The following is a 17,200-nucleotide window of genomic DNA, read 5'->3' as shown; positions in this document are numbered from 1 at the left end:
TGGCGAATGCGGCGTTTTATTTCAATACGGTCACATTGCCCTTGTAGGTATTGATAAGGTCATTTTCACAAACCACCTCTGCCGTGTACACGTATACTTCCGGCGCGCCCGCTTTTCCCTTTACCCTTCCGTCCCAGCCAAATGCCGGATCATTGGGCAGAAAATTGGTCCTTTCAAAAACCAGTTCGCCCCAGCGGGAAAAGATGCGGAACGACCGCACCTGTGCAATGCCTTTACCCCGCACCATCAGTATGTCATTCACGCCATCTCCATCAGGCGAAAAGGCATTGGGGATAAACACCTGGGTATTCAAACAAAATGTTTTAATGTGCATGGAATCCGTAGCCATACAACCAAACTCATTGGTGACCGTTGCATAATAGGTCATATTCTTCCTAACAGCAGCAACGGGTGTTGAACAGTTGGTGCAACTGAGGTCCTGGGCGGGCGACCAGTTCCACGACACGATGGCACCAAACCGGGTCACCGGCGAAAACGTATACGTGGTGCCGGTAGCCTGCACAATATCAGGCCCTACATCTACGCTGGGTTTTGGATTCACCTGCACTTTAATGAATGCGGTATCGGTAAAACACTGGTGGCCATCAAAACCCACCACCTGGTAAGTCGTTGTTTGTGCTGGTATGGCTACCGGGTTGGCAATATTGGCGCGGCTTAAACCCTGTGCCGGTGACCAAAGGTATTCCATGGCCGAACCTGCCGCCTGTAAGTGCACAGCCTGCCCTTCACAAATGGTTTGATCGGGTGAAACCTCAATAGCGATCGGCTGAAAAACAGTTATGTTCAGCGTGTCTTTATCGATACAACCGCTTTCGATACTGGTAACGGTAAGTTCGTAGGTCATGGGCGCCAATGGCGTACCCACTGGTTGTGCAATCAGCGGATCGGATAAACGAAGCGCAGGTGACCACGCGTAGGTGAACCCGTTAGCAGCCGCCGTTCCCAGTTGTACCGCCTTGCCGGGACAGATAAGCGTATCGGGTCCCGCATTCGCCAGGGGCAGAATGGGATAAATGGAAGCCTGCAGGGTATCGCTGCACCCAAAGCCATTAAAGGGTATTACGACTACATTCACATTATTGATCTTTGGCGCCGGATTGAGCACCAGCGTTTCCCCGGTGCCCAAGAGGGTGCTGAAATTATTATCATACCATTTGTATTGCTGAAAGCCGGGCGGTCCCGTGAAACTGGCAATATTCGGATTACATTCATATCGCGCGGAAGCTGTGACATTACAATCACCTACATCAACATAAGCATACCCCCAGTGACCGCCCCTTGTGCAATCAGCCGTAGTGAACTCTAACTGCAGCCTTTTGCCGGCGTAAGCCCCCAGGTTCAGAAAGACCGATGACCAGGCTTTGTATTTCACAGAACCATCGATAGATGAAGTCTTAAAGCCGGGCAGTGCAGCCGTGGCAATATATTCATTGGAAGCGCAGGGCAGGTAGCTGTTGGTAGCAACATCAAGCATGCGGGCAATAAACCTGGGTTGTTCATTCGGGTTATGGCCCGGGTCCTGGAACACCACTGCATACCGGTAAGTGAATGAAGCATCATTGGCATTGGCCGGAACGGTAAATTCATAGGTGATGCGCTCGGCTTCTCCCCCATTAATATTATTACCCAGCCGCATAGCATAACCACTGCCATCGGGCGGGTTCACCGGAAATAGACCATAGGGATCCGTAACGGTAGCAGCACCTTTGGCATACAGGCTATGCCTGCCGGTAATTGATGCAGACGGAATAACGGAAATAGCGTTATCATTTCGCTCAACGCTCGTTTTTCCTGTAAAGCATTTCCAGTTATTGAGGGAGCCAGCTTCAAAATCAATATTGGCGGGACATTCACCGGCTAAAGGAGCCTCCTGTCTGCGGTTTTGTGCAGTGGACCATTGACCATTGAGGACATGGTGTAAAAAGAATAAGCATACGAATAGTGTACAATTCCCTTTCATAGGTTACAGGTTAACGAATTGACGGAATACCAGGGCTATCAGGGCCGGTGGGCGGGGAATTCTATACGATATAATTGGAAAGGGCTGGAGGGTTGAGCAGTGTTATAAAATGTAGTCCTGGTTAACTACATGGTGTTTTTCATAAATATTTTATAAGGACTGCCAGCGTATACTTTACAAATACTGTGCAATAATTATACGCTTTCTGAATCCTTTATTAACATCAGTTTAATTTTTCATACATCGAAAAAGCGGAAAGCTTTAATCCATTACTTTTATCAGGTAATAATACCTTAAAATAAATTATGGATACCCGCAGAGAATTCCTTAAAAAAGCATCGGTGCTCACCGGCGGCGCCGGGCTGATGCAAGTACTTCCGCCTTCCATCGCCAAAGCGCTGGCCATTGACCCCGATGCTGGCACCACCTGGAAAGATGCAGAACATATTGTTTTTCTGATGCAGGAGAACCGTTCCTTCGATCATGCCTACGGCAGCTTGCAGGGCGTGCGGGGCTTTAATGATCCGCGGGCGATCCGTTTACCGAATAAGAACCTCGTATGGCTGCAAACCAATAAGGAGGGGGAAACCTATGCGCCCTTCCGCCTGGATATGCACAATACGAAGGCCACCTGGATGAGCTCCCTCCCCCATGGCTGGACCGACCAGGTAGATGCCCGTAACAACGGACATTACGACCAATGGCTCGATGCCAAACAAAGTGGCCGCAAGGAATACCGGGGCATGCCATTGACCCTGGGCTATCATACCCGGGAAGATATTCCCTTTTATTACGCCATGGCCGATGCCTTCACCGTGTGTGATCACAACTTCTGTTCTTCCCTTACAGGCACAACACCTAACCGTTTGTATTTCTGGAGCGGCACCATTCGCGAAAAAGCCGAAGCCAGTGCACAGGCCAGGGTATGGAATGGCGATGCAGATTATGATACAATGGTAAGCTGGACCACCTTCCCGGAAAGACTGGAAGAAAATGGCATCTCGTGGAAAGTGTACCAGAATGAACTGAGTGTTGGGGTTGGTTTTACCGGTGAAGAAGATGGATGGCTCGGTAATTTCGGCGATAATCCGCTGGAATACTTTACGCAATACCAGGTGAAATTCCATCCGGCTTATATCGCTAACCTGCCGAAGGCCATAACAGCCATGGAAGAGGAGATCAAAAAACAGGAACAGGCAATGCAAACGGCAGCGGGGTCAACCGACAGCGAACAAGCCGGTAAAAAGCTCGGATGGCTGAAAAAACAGCTGGAAGTACTGCAGGACGATCAAAAAAAGTACACGAAAGAAAATTACGAGCGCCTTTCGGCCAGGGAAAAAGCCCTGCATGAAAAAGCGTTCAGCACTAATACGAATGATCCCGACTATCATCAGCTTACAACCATCACCTATAAAGACGGCGATACAGAACGGCCCATGAAAGCGCCTAAAGGCGATGTGCTGCATGCATTCCGGGAAGATGTAAAGAATGGTAAACTGCCCACTGTATCATGGCTGGTGGCGCCGGAGAATTTTTCAGACCATCCTACATCGGCCTGGTTCGGCGTATGGTATATCAGTGAGGTGCTTGACATACTTACGCAAAACCCGGAAGTATGGAAGAAAACGATCTTCATTCTGACCTACGATGAAAATGACGGCTACTATGATCATATGCCACCATTCGTAGCGCCAGATCCGCAGGATCCGTCAACCGGATCTGTGTCCGCCGGTATTGATACCAGCCTGGAGTTCGTGGCCAATGAGCAACAACAATCCGGCAAAGGCGCGCATGCGCGGCAAAGTCCTATCGGGCTCGGATATCGTGTACCCATGGTGGTAGCATCACCCTGGAGCCGCGGCGGCTGGGTGAATTCAGAAGTGTTTGACCATACCTCTTCCCTGCAATTCCTCGAAACCTTTTTATCCCATAAAACCGGTAAGAAGATAGAAGAGCCCAATATCTCGCAATGGCGGCGCACGGTATGCGGTGATCTTACCAGCGTGTTCAGGCCGTATAATGGCGAAAAGATAAGTTTGCCGCAATTCCTGGAAAGAGATGAATTCATTGAAAGCATACACAAAGCGCAATTCAAAGAATTGCCATCGAACTTTAAACGATTGACGGCCGCTGACATTGCAGCGCTCAATAAGGCGCCCGGGACATCACCTTACATGCCAAAGCAGGAGAAAGGCATCCGCAATGCCTGCCCCCTGCCCTATGAGCTCTACGTCGATTGCGCATTGACTGCCGACAGGAAGATGGTAGAGATCACCCTCAAAGCGGGCAATATCTTCGGCGAGCGTTCGGCTGGTTCGCCCTTCCATATTTATCTGCCCGGGAAATACCAGCAAAAGGAGCTGCATAACCGGTCCTATGCAGTGAAAGCGGGCCAGGGTATAAAAGACAAATGGCAGCTAAGCGATTTCGAGAACGGTCTCTATCATTTACAGGTCTATGGTCCGAACGGGTTCTTCAGGGAATTTACCGGCAATAGCCATGACCCGCAGGCGGAAATAGAATTTGTATACGAAACAGATGCAAAGCGGCAGGACCTGCTCACCGGAAACATCTATATCAATTTCACAAATACCGGTTCGCAACCGCTTGTTTTTGAGATCACCGACAACGCCTATCAATCGCCTGTAAAAAGCATTTCAGTACCTGCGTCGAAAGTAACCAAATCGATACGCATTGTTACCAGCAAGCATTTTGGCTGGTACGATGTATCCGTGAAACTGAAAGGCAATCAACAATTTGAAAAGAGATATGCCGGCCATGTTGAAACGGGTGTTCCCAGTAAAACAGATCCTTTAATGGGCAATATATTGTAGCAGGAACATTAATAGCAGCAAGCCGAATGTATAAGTGTGCCACAGCTCGAACCTGTGGCACACTTATTTTTCAGGCGGGTTATGACGGTGGTCATCGTTTCATTAATAAAAATACTTTGGCCGGAATACCTTGGTTAATTGTTAACTTTATAGTCTGCCAATAAAATTTTACTCACTTCTAAATACTGCTATATGCAAGAAACGATTGCTCCTGCCATAGGACCTGCGAACCATGCGAACATAGTGGCGGCAGAAAGCGACAAACTGAATAACGATATTGTTATCGACAGCAAGATCTCCTTCCGGCCATTCGTAAATTATTTAAAAGAAAAAGTAAAGGGCGGCTCTGAAACAAGATCCAGGATCTACAATTACCTGATCCAACGATTTGAAGAAGCACCGGCTTTGCTGGAACCGGTAACGGATGCACATGTGCTCGAAGAGCACCAGGACCTGCTCGATATGCTGGGCACCACGCTTTTCCCCGTCGTAAGCGAACAGGAAAAAAATATGTTCACCATGAGTGTTCCATATGAGTTTTCCGTGTTTAATTACTCTACTCCATTCAGAAACCTGTTCATCGATGAAACGGAAGAACATTTTCTGTTACCAGATGGCGTAACAGCCGAGAACCTGAAAATGGCGCAGTGTGCGCTTATCTATGAACATATCCTGGAGAAATTCTACCATATAAAACTCAATGAAGACCCGCACCTCGTTTACCCGGTTGAAGATAAAAGAACCGGCATGAAGCGTTATTATAAATTGCGGTACGACCGGCGTTTCATCGATATCATGCCCAAAGGACCACTGCCGCAGATACAGGATTGTGGAGTGTGTTTGAATTCACTTCGCATTCTCGACCTTGACCGGCAACTGGAGAAAATGCCGCTTCATCTTTTTGAGGCTGAAGGTTTCGGTGTGTGGATCGCAGAAGACTTCACCATCCAGGAAACCCTGGATGCTATTAAAAAAATATTATTACACCAGGAATCCTGTGATATCAGGATCATCAATGATCTGAAAAAAAATATCCAGGCCCTGGTTGGTTATAAGGAAGTGGAAGTAGGGCTTACCCCTTTTGTACAACTCAATAACCGCTTTGTGCTTGATGAATCCTGCACAAAAAACGGCCTGGTCGGAAGAGACTGGAAAGCATTGGATGCGGAAAGTATGGCTACTTACAACATGTGTGTTGAATTTTTCAGTGCACACCCTGAGCCAATGCCGCTCTCCATCCTCGACGAAAAAGTAGTGGAAGTGGCGCCCTTTACGAAAGTGCTGCTGGATGCAGGGTTTAAAAGTTATATCATTTATCCCATTCAGAATAACGACGGTTTACTGGGATTACTGGAACTGGCATCACCCATTCCCAACCAACTGGACCAGGAAGTAATGAACCGGGTAGAAAAAGCCATGCCCCTGTTGTCATTGGCCTTGCTGAAGAACCGCGATACCTTTACCACCCGCATCGAAAAGATCATCAAGGAAAAATTCACCCCGCTGCAACCGGCCGTGGAATGGAAGTTTGCAGAAGTAGCCTGGGAATACATGCATAAGCAACACAGTGAAGAAGCTACCGAGATCACCGGCAATGTTGTTTTCGATAATGTATACCCGTTATATGGAGCCATCGATATCAGGAACTCTTCGGTGGAACGAAGCCGGTCTATTCAAAAAGACATGAAATCATACTTCCAGCTGGTGGATGACACGCTCGATAAACTGCAAACCCGCCTGCACCTGCCTTTGCTGGAAGGCCTGAAGTTCAAGAATTTTACCTTCAGCCAGGCCATTGATAACGGACTACAGGCTGAAGATGAAATACGCATCAACGAATTTTTTGAGAAAGAAGTGGGGCCCGTGCTTGAACACCTGCGCAACAGCCATCCGCAGGCCCAGCAGCTTATCGACAATTATTTCAACCTGGTGAATGATTTCGAGGGCTATTTATATCGCCACCGGAACGAATACGAAAATTCCGTCGCAACCATCAACAACACGGTACTGCAAAATTTCGAAAAGCAGGAAGAGATCATGCAGCAATCGTACCCCCATTATTTTGAGAAATATAAAACCGATGGGGTTGAATATACCATATATATCGGCCAGTCCATTGCGCCCAATAACCCGTTCAACATGTTGTTCTTAAAGAACATCCGCTTGTGGCAATTGAGCACGATGGCCGATATTGCCCGCATTACCCATGCATTGATACCGGGCCTGCCTGTTCCATTACAAACAACCCAGCTGATATTGATACACAGCCAGCCCCTCAGCATCAGCTTCCGTAAAGATGAGCGGCGCTTCGATGTGGAAGGTTCGTATAATATCCGGTATGAGATCATGAAAAAACGTCTCGATAAAGTAAATATCCGCGGCACCAACGAAAGGCTCACGCAGCCAGGCAAGATCGCAATGGTGTACAGTAATCCCAAAGAAGCCCAGGAATACCAGGAATACATTTTATTCCTGCAAAGTAAGAACCTGCTGAAACCAGGTATGGAAATGCTGGAGCTGGAAGAATTGCAGGGTGTCAGCGGATTGAAGGCAATCCGGGTAGATATTAATCTGGAGAACTAAACGCGTAAAAACTATAACGGGCAATTCTCATGATAGTTCACCAGCTCGATCGGTGTTCTTTCCATCATGTACCCTTCATAACGTTTGGCAATGTCATCAAGCACGGTACAAATGGCTTCCGGTTCGGTAAGGGTTACAAGTTGCGCCCGGAAATCTTTTATGCCCGGTAAACCCTTCAGGTATTGAAAGTATTGTTTCCGCATGCTATAAACTCCCGCCACAGGGCCTTTCCATTGTACTGACCTGCTGAGTTGCTGCTTGCATACATCGATCCTTTCGGCTAGGGTGGGTGCAGGCAGCAGCTCACCGGTTTGCAGGTAATGCCGCACTTCGCGGAAGATCCACGGATAGCCAATCGCAGCCCGCCCGATCATGATGCCATCAACTCCATAGCGGTTCTTGTATTCGAGCGCTTTTTGCGGACTATTAATATCTCCGTTGCCAAAAACAGGAATATGTATACGCGGATTGTTTTTTACTTTAGCGATCAGGCTCCAGTCGGCTTCCCCTTTGTACAACTGGCAACGGGTGCGGCCATGAATGGTAAGCGCCTTCACGCCCACATCCTGTAAACGTTCTGCCACTTCTTCAATATTCTTGCTGGCATCATCCCAGCCCAGGCGCGTTTTCACCGTTACCGGCAAAGTAGTTGAGCGTACGCAGGCTTCGGTAAGCTTTACCATCAGCGAAACATCGCGCAATACCCCGGCCCCGGCGCCTTTTGCCACGATCCCTTTTACGGGGCAGCCAAAATTGATATCCAGCAGTTCCGGCTGGGTAAGGTCTACGATCCTGGCCGCCTGCGCCAGCTTTTCTTCATCTCCACCAAACAGTTGAATGCCGGTAGGCCTTTCTTCATCAAAGATGTCGAGCTTTTTGCGGCAACGGAAAGCATCGCGGATAAGTCCTTCGCTGGAAATGAATTCGGTATATACGAGGTCGGCGCCGTTCGCTTTGCATACGACGCGGAAAGGCGGATCGCTCACGTCTTCCATGGGCGCGAGTAATAAAGGAAAGTCAGGCAATTCTATGTTATCGATCCGCAGCATCGGGGTGCAAAATTGCAACAATACTTTCCATTTTCATGCATTCGTCCCCGATTTTATCATTTTTTATGGTTTCCCGCTCAAATAACAGCCTCTTTGCCGGGCAGAAATAAAAATGCCCCTGGCTGCGCCGGGGCATTTAAACGAAATATCTGCTAACTAATACCCATTAGTGCCAAAATCATTGGCGTTATTGATCTGGTTAAGGAATACAAATGGGATCGGACGATTATAATGTTTAGACGGAACAAAATTCGCATGGGCCGTTCTGTTGTAGGTCTGCAGGCGGCTTTCAAAGGCTTTATTACGCTTGAGCAGCGCCCAGCGGTTATACTCACCGCACAATTCACGGGCATATTCGTCAAATACATCATTCATGGTTGCCGTGGTTAACTGCATGCCGGTACCGGTGTTGAAATCGGCCGGATTGCGGCAGGCGCGTCTGCGCAATACATTCAGATATTGAGCAGCTGCCGCTCCATCACCTGCATTGACATGAAGCGTGGCTTCAGCAGCAATTAAATATACTTCCGCCATCCGCATGATCATGATATTGCCCAGCTTTTGCTGGAAATTACCACCCAGCCATCCGCCATCGAAATTCGTATTGAACTTACTCATGGCAGGAAAGAGATTGGCAAGGCTGGATAAGGGCAATCCATTCGTTGACGTAACGCTTTTATACGTACTGCCTGTAGGATCGGCCGCCAGATCGAAGAGATCGTCAATATTCACCGTTACATACTGGCGTTTACTTTTATCTGCTGCGCTGAGCGGTTCTTTGCTCAGGTAGGCAAAAAAGCGGTTCTCATCTTCAGCGAGCGGATATGGATGTACATTGGCATTGGCTACCTCTACCAGGTCTGCGGTGGAGCCTGACGTAGCCCCTTTCTGCCACACCTTTGGAATGTATTGCCAGGTAGCATTCCGCGAAGCATTGCGGGCGTTCACATCCACGTAAGGGTAGATCTTTTTTCCTACATGCGAAGCATCGAGGCCATACTTGTTAGCCATGGCAGCCGTTAAGGTAACGGTAGCGGCATTGTAGGTTACATTGGCAGGGCCGGGAACCCCGGCGCCCAGACTGCTGATCGCCTGAACACCTGAATAGTTGGTGAAGGCTGTTACAAAGGTATTCTCCCAACGTTTATCATAATTGGCATTGAAGCAATTGATCAGGTATTTTGTGGGCGCAATGAACTGCTGGTTCAAACGTCCATAGTAGGCATTGGACGTATTGGAGTTGACACTTCTTTTGAAAATATCTCCTGTGCCGAAGGCATCATCCAGCTTGGGATAATAATGCAGGTACAGGTTCGGTTTCGTATTACCGGTGGCATAATCGTATGATTCGCTATAGGGATTAAGTCCATAAGCGGTAAATAATGCTTCCAGGTTATTCCTGTTATTGGCCGATGCGAAGACCCTGGCAAAATCATCATACAATACCGCGTTGTAAGCGCCCATATTGTTAATTAAGCTGTCGGCCACTTCTTTCGCCCGTAACCAATAAGATTTACCCCCTTCATTCAATCCTTCCCCGGCGCCCTGCGCATAAACCCGGGCCAACAATCCCAATGCCGACTTTTTGGTTACCCTTTGCAAATTATTGTCGAGCGGTGTTGTACGCAGGTTATCAAATGCAGAACGTAAGTCAGCAACGATCTGGCTATAGATCTCGGGAACGCTATTGCGCGTTGGACTTAGATTCTTTATTGGATCATCTACGGTTATCAATGGAAGTTCGCCGAAATGCGCCACGAGCACTGAATAATAGTATGCACGCAACAGCTGTGCCTCCGCTACCAATACCCTGATCTCATTGGCATCGCCATCGACCAACTGGTCAGCCAGCTGGATTGTTTTATTGCAATCCTTGATAGAACCCCAGGCAAAATCCCAGGTGTTTCTCACAACACCTGAATTGATGGTGAACTCCTCGTATGCGATCACATCGCGGAACTGGTTGTGGTTGCCATAAGGGAAAGTCCACAGATCAGTACCAGCTTCTGAAACGATCCCATAAGGCATACCTATAAGTGATCCCCAAAGCCCGGTATAACAGTTGGATTGATACGCTTTCCAGTCATTGAATTTACGAAGCACTTCATTTTCCGCTAAGGAGGTAGGATTGTATTCATCCAATTTACAGGAGGAAACGGAAAATGCGATGGTCAAACATAGCAGGGATTTATATAATAGTCTGTTTATTTTCTTGACTTTCATAATTACGCTGTTTTTGATCGTTCTGCAATTAAAGGGTCACATTCAGACCCACAACAATTTGTTTGGTCAATGGATATTCGAGTGAACCGTTCATTTCAGGATCATAGTTCTTTAAATAATGGCTCCTGGCAATGATCAATGGATTCGTAACAGTGCCATATAAGCGGAAACGTTCTATGGACATCCTGTTTATAAGCGCTTTGGGCAAGGTGTAACCAAGCGTGATATTTTTTATCTTAAAGAAGGATCCATCCACAAAGTTCAAACCCGAAAAGCCTGTCATTGTTGAACTCGTTTCCAGGTAGTTCATCATCGGGAAATCGTTCGTTGGATTCGTTGGCGTCCAGTAGTTGAAATGCTCTGGGATTGTTCTCGACGGGCTGGCATTGGTGGCGAATGAATTCGGCTGGTACCATCCCATCATGTTATAGCTGATCATTTGTCCCCACCTGAAATAGGAATAGATAGTCAGGTCAAAATTCTTATAGCTGAAACTGTTCTGGAATCCCAATGACCAGTCGGGTGTATTATGCCCCAGGATCTGGTAATCGTTGGCGCTATAGGTATATCTTCTGGTGGCGTCTACCAGCGCAGGATTGTATTTCTGCGCTTCCGCCAGATCATTATAATAATAGTTCACCGTACCATCTGCGGCTGTTTTCGTATATACACCTTCGCCCAGGCGGGTCATACCCGGAACATTTACTTTCAGGTCGCCCGGCCTTTTATTAAATACAGCGGCATCATTTTCTTCCCCGATCTGCCAAACGCCATCCAGTTTATAATTACGGAAAGACCGTACCGGCTGACCGATCGTAAGCGAGTACACATCGTTTGCGATATTGTTCGCTACCCCACCTGTCAATCGCAGGATCTTCTCTTTGTTGTAAGAAAAAGCAACCGATGAATTCCAGGTAAAGTCCTTGGTAACAACGTTACGCGTGTTCAATGCCAGTTCTATACCCCTGTTCTGCGTTTCGCATACATTCAGGTTGGTTTGATATTGTGTACCAGGCCGGTAGGTACCGTAAATGATCGGGGCGGTAACACTATAGATAACGCCTTTGGTCTTTGTATCATAAAGATCCAATGAAACGTCGATCCGGTTCTTAAGGAATGCCGCATCTACCCCGATGTTCGTATTGTAGGATTTTTCCCACCCTAATTCCGGGTTGGTAATAAACTGCGATTGGCGGTAAATGGGTTGCGTTACACCGCCCAACGACATATTGGTTGATTCCAGGTTGTTTACTGAGCTATACGGGTTGATTTTGGCTGTTCCGGTAATACCCCAGCCTACCCGCAGTTTCAGGTTGTTCAGCCAGCTGGTGGCGCCATCCATGAACGACTCGTCAGAGATCCTCCAGCCTACTGAAACTGCCGGGAAATTATCCCATTGGTTATCCTTGTACAGTACAGAAGACCCATCGCGGCGCACAGAAGCCTGCAGCAGGTATTTGCCCCGGTAAGAATAATTCAAACGGCCGATAAAACCCAGGGTCTTCGACATCGTGTATTCTGATGTCGCCGTCGTGTTTACATCACCGGTAAATTTGTACCATTTGAAATTGTTCGACAAAATATTGCTTTGGGTCATAGACGTGTTGGTATTGCTGTTATCATACCAGGAAGTAATGCCCGTCAATGTAAAAGCATGGTCGTTTGCCACTTTAAAATTATAGGTAAGAATGTTCTCCCATTGGTAACCGGTTTGGCGGTTCTGATCAACATAAGCCCTGGCAATGCCGGCATTGGCATAAGTATAGTTTACGGAACCGATACCATCGAAACGGTAAGTGTTGGAGAAATTAAGCCAGGTGCTCAGGCGCGACAAAAAGCTCAGGCCTTTTAATGGCCTGATCTCTACATAAGGATTTACATAGAGCCGCAGGTTATTGTCTACATTGCCATATACGCCGGGCTGATTATTGAGTAACAGGTTATATACGTTATTACCAAGATCGGGGTTCAGGGTGCCATCGGCTTTGTAAGGCCTGGCCAGCGGATCCGTTACCAGCGCATTCTCGAGTTTGTCCTGCGCTTTGTCCCGGTCTACATACGAAGCCTGCAGGCTGCTTCCGATCGTGATCCAGTTCTTTACTTTATGATCTATCCGCATAGTGGATGCAAAGAGCTTATAACGGTCGCCGAAGTATTGCCCTTTTTCGTCGGTGTAATTGAAAGAGATATAGCCCTTGGTCTTATCATTACCGCCAGATACACCGATACTATAGTTTTGGGTGGCCGCATTTTTTTGCAGGAAAAGATCTGCCCAGTCGGCAAAATAGCCTTCCTGGAAAGTAGCATAGCGTTGAGCACCGAAAATAGCTTCATCATTTGCTTCTGATTGCCAAAGCGCACCGGTCCTTGTCCATTGTTTGTTGGCAGCATCCCACACATAACTGTAAGCATCGCGCTTGGTTTGCAAATAGGCGTCTCCCGTGCGCATTTTAGGGGTCACAGACCAGCCATTATACCCGTAATAAGTATTGAGATCTATGCTTAATTTTCCTGCTTTCCCGCTTTTTGTAGTAATGATAATCACCCCGTTCGAACCTGCAGAACCATACATGGCCGTTGAGGAAGCGTCTTTCAATACTTCAATAGATTCAATATCATAGGGGTTCAGGGTAGCGTAATCACCGGGCAGGCCATTGATGATAAACAATGGAGTGCCGCTGGCAGTAAAGGAGCGGTTACCCCGCAATTGTATATTCAGAGCAGCGCCGGGTTGCCCTGATGACCGGGTAATGTCTAAACCGGCCACTCTGCCCTGCAGCGATTCCATGGGATTGGGCCCAGGGCGGGCGGTGATCTCATCGGGTTTCACCGATACAACTGCGCCGGTAAGGTCTCTCCTTTTGGTTGTGCCATAACCAACCACAACGACTTCTTCGAGTTTTGCATCGATCGCCGTTAAGGTAATACTGACATTCGTATTTTTTCCTACGGTAACCTGTTGCTCCAGGTAACCAACAATCGAAAAAACGAGCACATCACCTTCATTCGCTTCTATTCGGAATTCTCCCGATGCATTTGTCGTAGTGCCGACCTTATTTTTACCTTTAATGACAACCGATACATTATCGAGCGGCAAGCCTTTTGCGTCCACCACGGTTCCTGTAATCGGGATCCGGGCTATTTCAGGATGATCTGTAGAGATAACGGGCAGCCTGCGCGACAGCACGATTGTTTTACCGGTAATGGAATATTCCAGGGGCTGGTCTTTAAGAATGATATCCAGCACATCTTTCAATGGAAGATTGTGGGCCGATATGGTGACTGTCTTAGACTCGTCAAGATCACGTTTATTATTGAAGATCACATAACCGGTTTGCTTTTCAATAGCACTGAACACTGTCTTTAAGGGCAGGTTCCTGCCCGAGATCGTGATGTTCTGGGCTGTTCCCTCGGCATGGGCCGAGAAAAAAGCAATGGCAATAAAAAAAATGGTCAATTTCATCGCTAGAACGGTAGTTTTTCCGACACAGCGATAAGATGTAATGGCATTCGATCCTATCGCAAGCAGCGTTTTGGTGATTGCTCCGGCGAACCCAGGCCCAAATGCCGGCAACCGATCTGAAAATGCGGTCAGGCAGGGCATAGAAAATCCGGAACCAATTGATTTTTTTTGCATAAGTTGCAAACGTTTGGTTGTTAAAAAATGGAGATTACAGACTTTCGTTTTGGGCAACTGAACTTTCTCCGGAAGTGCTGACGACACTTCCGGTTTGGTTTTACCCAATGGCAGTTATGTAATTTGTGATTTTTGCATGGCAATCGTTTTGTTAAGGCAGTTTTATTCTTAGTTATAAGTACTTTTCCCTAGCGGAAAAGGCTTGTCTTGAAACCAGCGACCAGCCTGCTTTTGAGCGCAGGCCGGATGATAAGATAAGGCAGGTTTACAGCGGATTGAATTAACGTTCTATGTACAATTTTCTTCCTTCCAGGCGGCATTGCACGCCGATCTTTTCCAATATAATTACCAGGTCATTTAGCGCAATATCTTTACTGAGCTTCCCATTCAGCTCTATGTCTGTTGGTATTCCTTTTTCATAGACGACTTCTATATCATACCAGCGCTCGAGCTGGTGCATTCCGTCTTCAAATGTGATATCATTGAAATCAAATACGCCATTTTTCCAGGCCATCACTTTGGCTGTATCAGTATTGTTAATGACAGTAACCCCCGCCCCGGCTTCCCCACCGGCCGTATTTTGCGCAGCAGAGAGCGCCGCTTTCACCTGCATTTTCTTCTCGCCAACCAGGATCTGCGCCTGCTGCCCAGGCTTCAGAATAAGCTTTTCTCTACTCTCCATCCGGCCTTTTTTACCAGGTTGTGAGGAGAGACCAGTTTGCTGGTGCTGGCCGGTAGCAACAGAAATCGCAATGGAGCCTTCCAGGAGTGTTGTATTTATGAGGGAATCGTTTTCATAGGCCTTTACATTGAAATGCGTTCCCAGCACTTCTATTTCGGCCTTATCATTTACATTCAGGCGGAAGGGCATCTTCTCGTTTTTGGCCACTTCAAAATATACTTCACCTGTTACTGTAACCCTGCGTTCAGTTCCTGTAAACGTGGTGGGATATCGAATAGAGCTGGCGCTGTTCAACCAGGCTTCAGTTCCATCGGGCAGTATTATATGAAACTTGCGGGCTTTCGGGGTAGACATGATATTGTAAACCACTTCGCTGCCCCGGCCCTCGTAAATAAGTGTACCATCAACAATCTTTGCCCTTGTACCGCCCTGCATGGCAACTACTCCGTTTTGGATACTGTCTAACAAAACTTTGGAACCATCAGCCAGGGTTAAAATAGCGCCGTCTTTTCCGGGTAAGATCTCAGTGGAGCTGGCAACTGGTTGCGGAGATCTTGTGTTTACGAGGAAGTAGATGCCAACGCCGAGTACGAGAAGAATGGATGCGGCAGCTAACCAGCGCTGCCATACAGCGCGCCGGTGGGGCTTTGCCTCCGGATGGCTCACTGCAGATAACCGGCCCCGGGTTTGCCAGCTTTCCTTCATCTCGAGGAAGACCCGCTGCCAATAATCCTGATCATAAGGTTCAACATGCCTGGAAGGAACCGGTTCTTCCTGTGCCAGAAAGCTATCAACCTGGGCGATCAGTTCACCGCTATTGTCACTGTTGATGATCGCTGCTATGCGGGAATAGTCATCTCCGGTGGCGTCACCAGCCCTGGCTTTCCCGAGCAATGCAAGCAGTTCGTCTTTAAGCAGTCTGTCCATGACATTATTGAATTATGGATCAAAAAAGCAGGGCTTGGGGCCCCGCCATTAATTATGTACGATGGGAAAAGAAAACATACCTATCATCATGAAAAAAAACTTACATAATGTATAAAATGAGCAGTGCGGGTAGTACAATGCCATGCTGGGCCAGGTATTCCTTGATGAATTTTACCGATCGTACGAGTGAGTTACGAACTGTTTGTACAGAGATCTCGAGTTGATCGGCAACTTCTGCCGCTTTGAGCCCGGTTTCGCGGCTTAGTTGAAAAATCTTGCGGGCCTGCTCTGGCAATAACGCAGTTGCCTCGTGGATCAGCCGGGCCGTTTCATTGAGGGAAACGGTGTGCTCCAGGCTGTCATCCCCCTCAGCCGGGTGTTGTAGTTTGAACTCGCTGTATTTTTGGTTACGGGACATCTGCCGGGCCAGCCAGCTATAAGAGCGGTTATAAGCGATCTTAAAGATCCAGTTTTGCGGCACCCCGATGTCGGCAAGCGATTCCCGGTCCATCCATAAATACAGAAATACCTCCTGGATAATATCTTTCGCCACCGCTTCCGACCGGGTCACTTTCATTACCAGTGTATGCAGCCTGGGCACATAGGCGTGAAACAAGGTATTAAACGCTTCCTCATCTCCCTGCGCAACGCGGGAAAACAACTCTTTCTCGATATTTATTTGCCTATTATCCAACGCCTTATCTCAGAGGTGGGGCTGTAAACTTACTTTAATTTTAGGATAATAGGAAAGGTGCCGGATGGCGCTAAGTATATTTTAATGGTATGGTGCAGGGATTGCCTTCGGCGATCCCCGGGTGGGAGGCTTAAGTCAAAAGCAACGCAGGCACTTCGTGCCTTTTCATTTTTTATTTCTATGCACCGTCCGGGCAAGCCAGGGATTGCCTTCGGCGATCCCCGTGTGGGAGGCTTAAGTCTTCCTCACAGAACCCGGGCGGCTATAGCCGCCCGGCTTTTTGTTTTCACGGCTGATCCGAACAAGTTCGTCTCATCCGTTCCAAACAAAAACCCCGGCACTGCCGGGGTTCTGTGAGGAAGACTTGCGGAAAGGGAGGGATTCGAACCCTCGGTACAGTTGCCCGTACAACGGTTTTCGAGACCGTCCCATTCGACCACTCTGGCACCTTTCCGAAAGGGTGTCTAAATTAAGCGTTTCCGATAAACCTGCAAAGCAAATTTATCAGCCCTGGTTGCACAGCAATGATCACCTTCCAAATACATATTACGGTTGTATATGCCTGTTCGGTCCAGTATTCCCGGAGGGCA

The 17,200-nt window shown here is 47.8% G+C and carries 8 protein-coding genes and 1 tRNA gene; 2 read left to right on the top strand and 7 right to left on the bottom strand.

The features are described 5' to 3' along the window. Positions 1 to 16: 16 nt before the first annotated feature. Positions 17 to 1,981 (bottom strand): T9SS type B sorting domain-containing protein, encoded by a 1,965-nt coding sequence (locus tag JT717_RS23180; RefSeq protein ID WP_205513416.1) that lies wholly within the window; start codon positions 1,979 to 1,981, stop codon positions 17 to 19. 305 nt (positions 1,982 to 2,286) lie between these two features. Between JT717_RS23180 and JT717_RS23175 the strand changes: the two genes are divergently transcribed. Next, positions 2,287 to 4,815 carry a phosphocholine-specific phospholipase C gene (locus tag JT717_RS23175; RefSeq protein WP_205513415.1) on the top strand — a complete coding sequence of 843 codons (2,529 nt, stop codon included), beginning with the start codon at positions 2,287 to 2,289 and terminating at the stop codon, positions 4,813 to 4,815. Between the two features lie 192 nt (positions 4,816 to 5,007). Beyond that, a complete protein-coding gene (locus JT717_RS23170) occupies positions 5,008 to 7,398 on the top strand; it encodes a hypothetical protein (protein ID WP_205513414.1) in 2,391 nt (796 codons plus the stop codon). 11 nt (positions 7,399 to 7,409) lie between these two features. Here JT717_RS23170 and dusB read toward each other — a convergent pair whose 3' ends face one another. The 6 genes from dusB to JT717_RS23140 all read right to left on the bottom strand — a co-directional run bounded on the left by dusB (position 7,410) and on the right by JT717_RS23140 (position 17,064). After that, positions 7,410 to 8,447, bottom strand: coding sequence for a tRNA dihydrouridine synthase DusB (dusB, locus tag JT717_RS23165; protein WP_205513413.1), 1,038 nt, complete (start codon positions 8,445 to 8,447; stop codon positions 7,410 to 7,412). A gap of 156 nt (positions 8,448 to 8,603) precedes the next feature. Next, entirely contained in the window at positions 8,604 to 10,670 is a 2,067-nt protein-coding gene (locus JT717_RS23160) for a RagB/SusD family nutrient uptake outer membrane protein (protein ID WP_205513412.1), read from the bottom strand. Between the two features lie 28 nt (positions 10,671 to 10,698). Continuing rightward, a complete protein-coding gene (locus JT717_RS23155; RefSeq protein ID WP_240348375.1) occupies positions 10,699 to 14,133 on the bottom strand; it encodes a TonB-dependent receptor in 3,435 nt (1,144 codons plus the stop codon). 454 nt (positions 14,134 to 14,587) lie between these two features. Beyond that, positions 14,588 to 15,916, bottom strand: a complete 1,329-nt coding sequence (locus tag JT717_RS23150) for a FecR family protein (RefSeq protein ID WP_205513410.1) — start codon at positions 15,914 to 15,916, stop codon at positions 14,588 to 14,590. A 100-nt stretch (positions 15,917 to 16,016) separates the two neighbouring features. Beyond that, complete coding sequence (locus JT717_RS23145) at positions 16,017 to 16,610, bottom strand: RNA polymerase sigma factor (RefSeq protein WP_205513409.1); 594 nt, start codon at positions 16,608 to 16,610, stop codon at positions 16,017 to 16,019. A 367-nt stretch (positions 16,611 to 16,977) separates the two neighbouring features. Continuing rightward, positions 16,978 to 17,064, bottom strand: a tRNA-Ser gene (locus JT717_RS23140). Positions 17,065 to 17,200: the final 136 nt, after the last annotated feature.

Source organism: Longitalea arenae (assembly GCF_016924755.1).
Classification (GTDB): Bacteria; Bacteroidota; Bacteroidia; order Chitinophagales; family Chitinophagaceae; genus Niastella; species Niastella arenae.
This window is presented reverse-complemented; position numbering and strand designations above follow the sequence as displayed.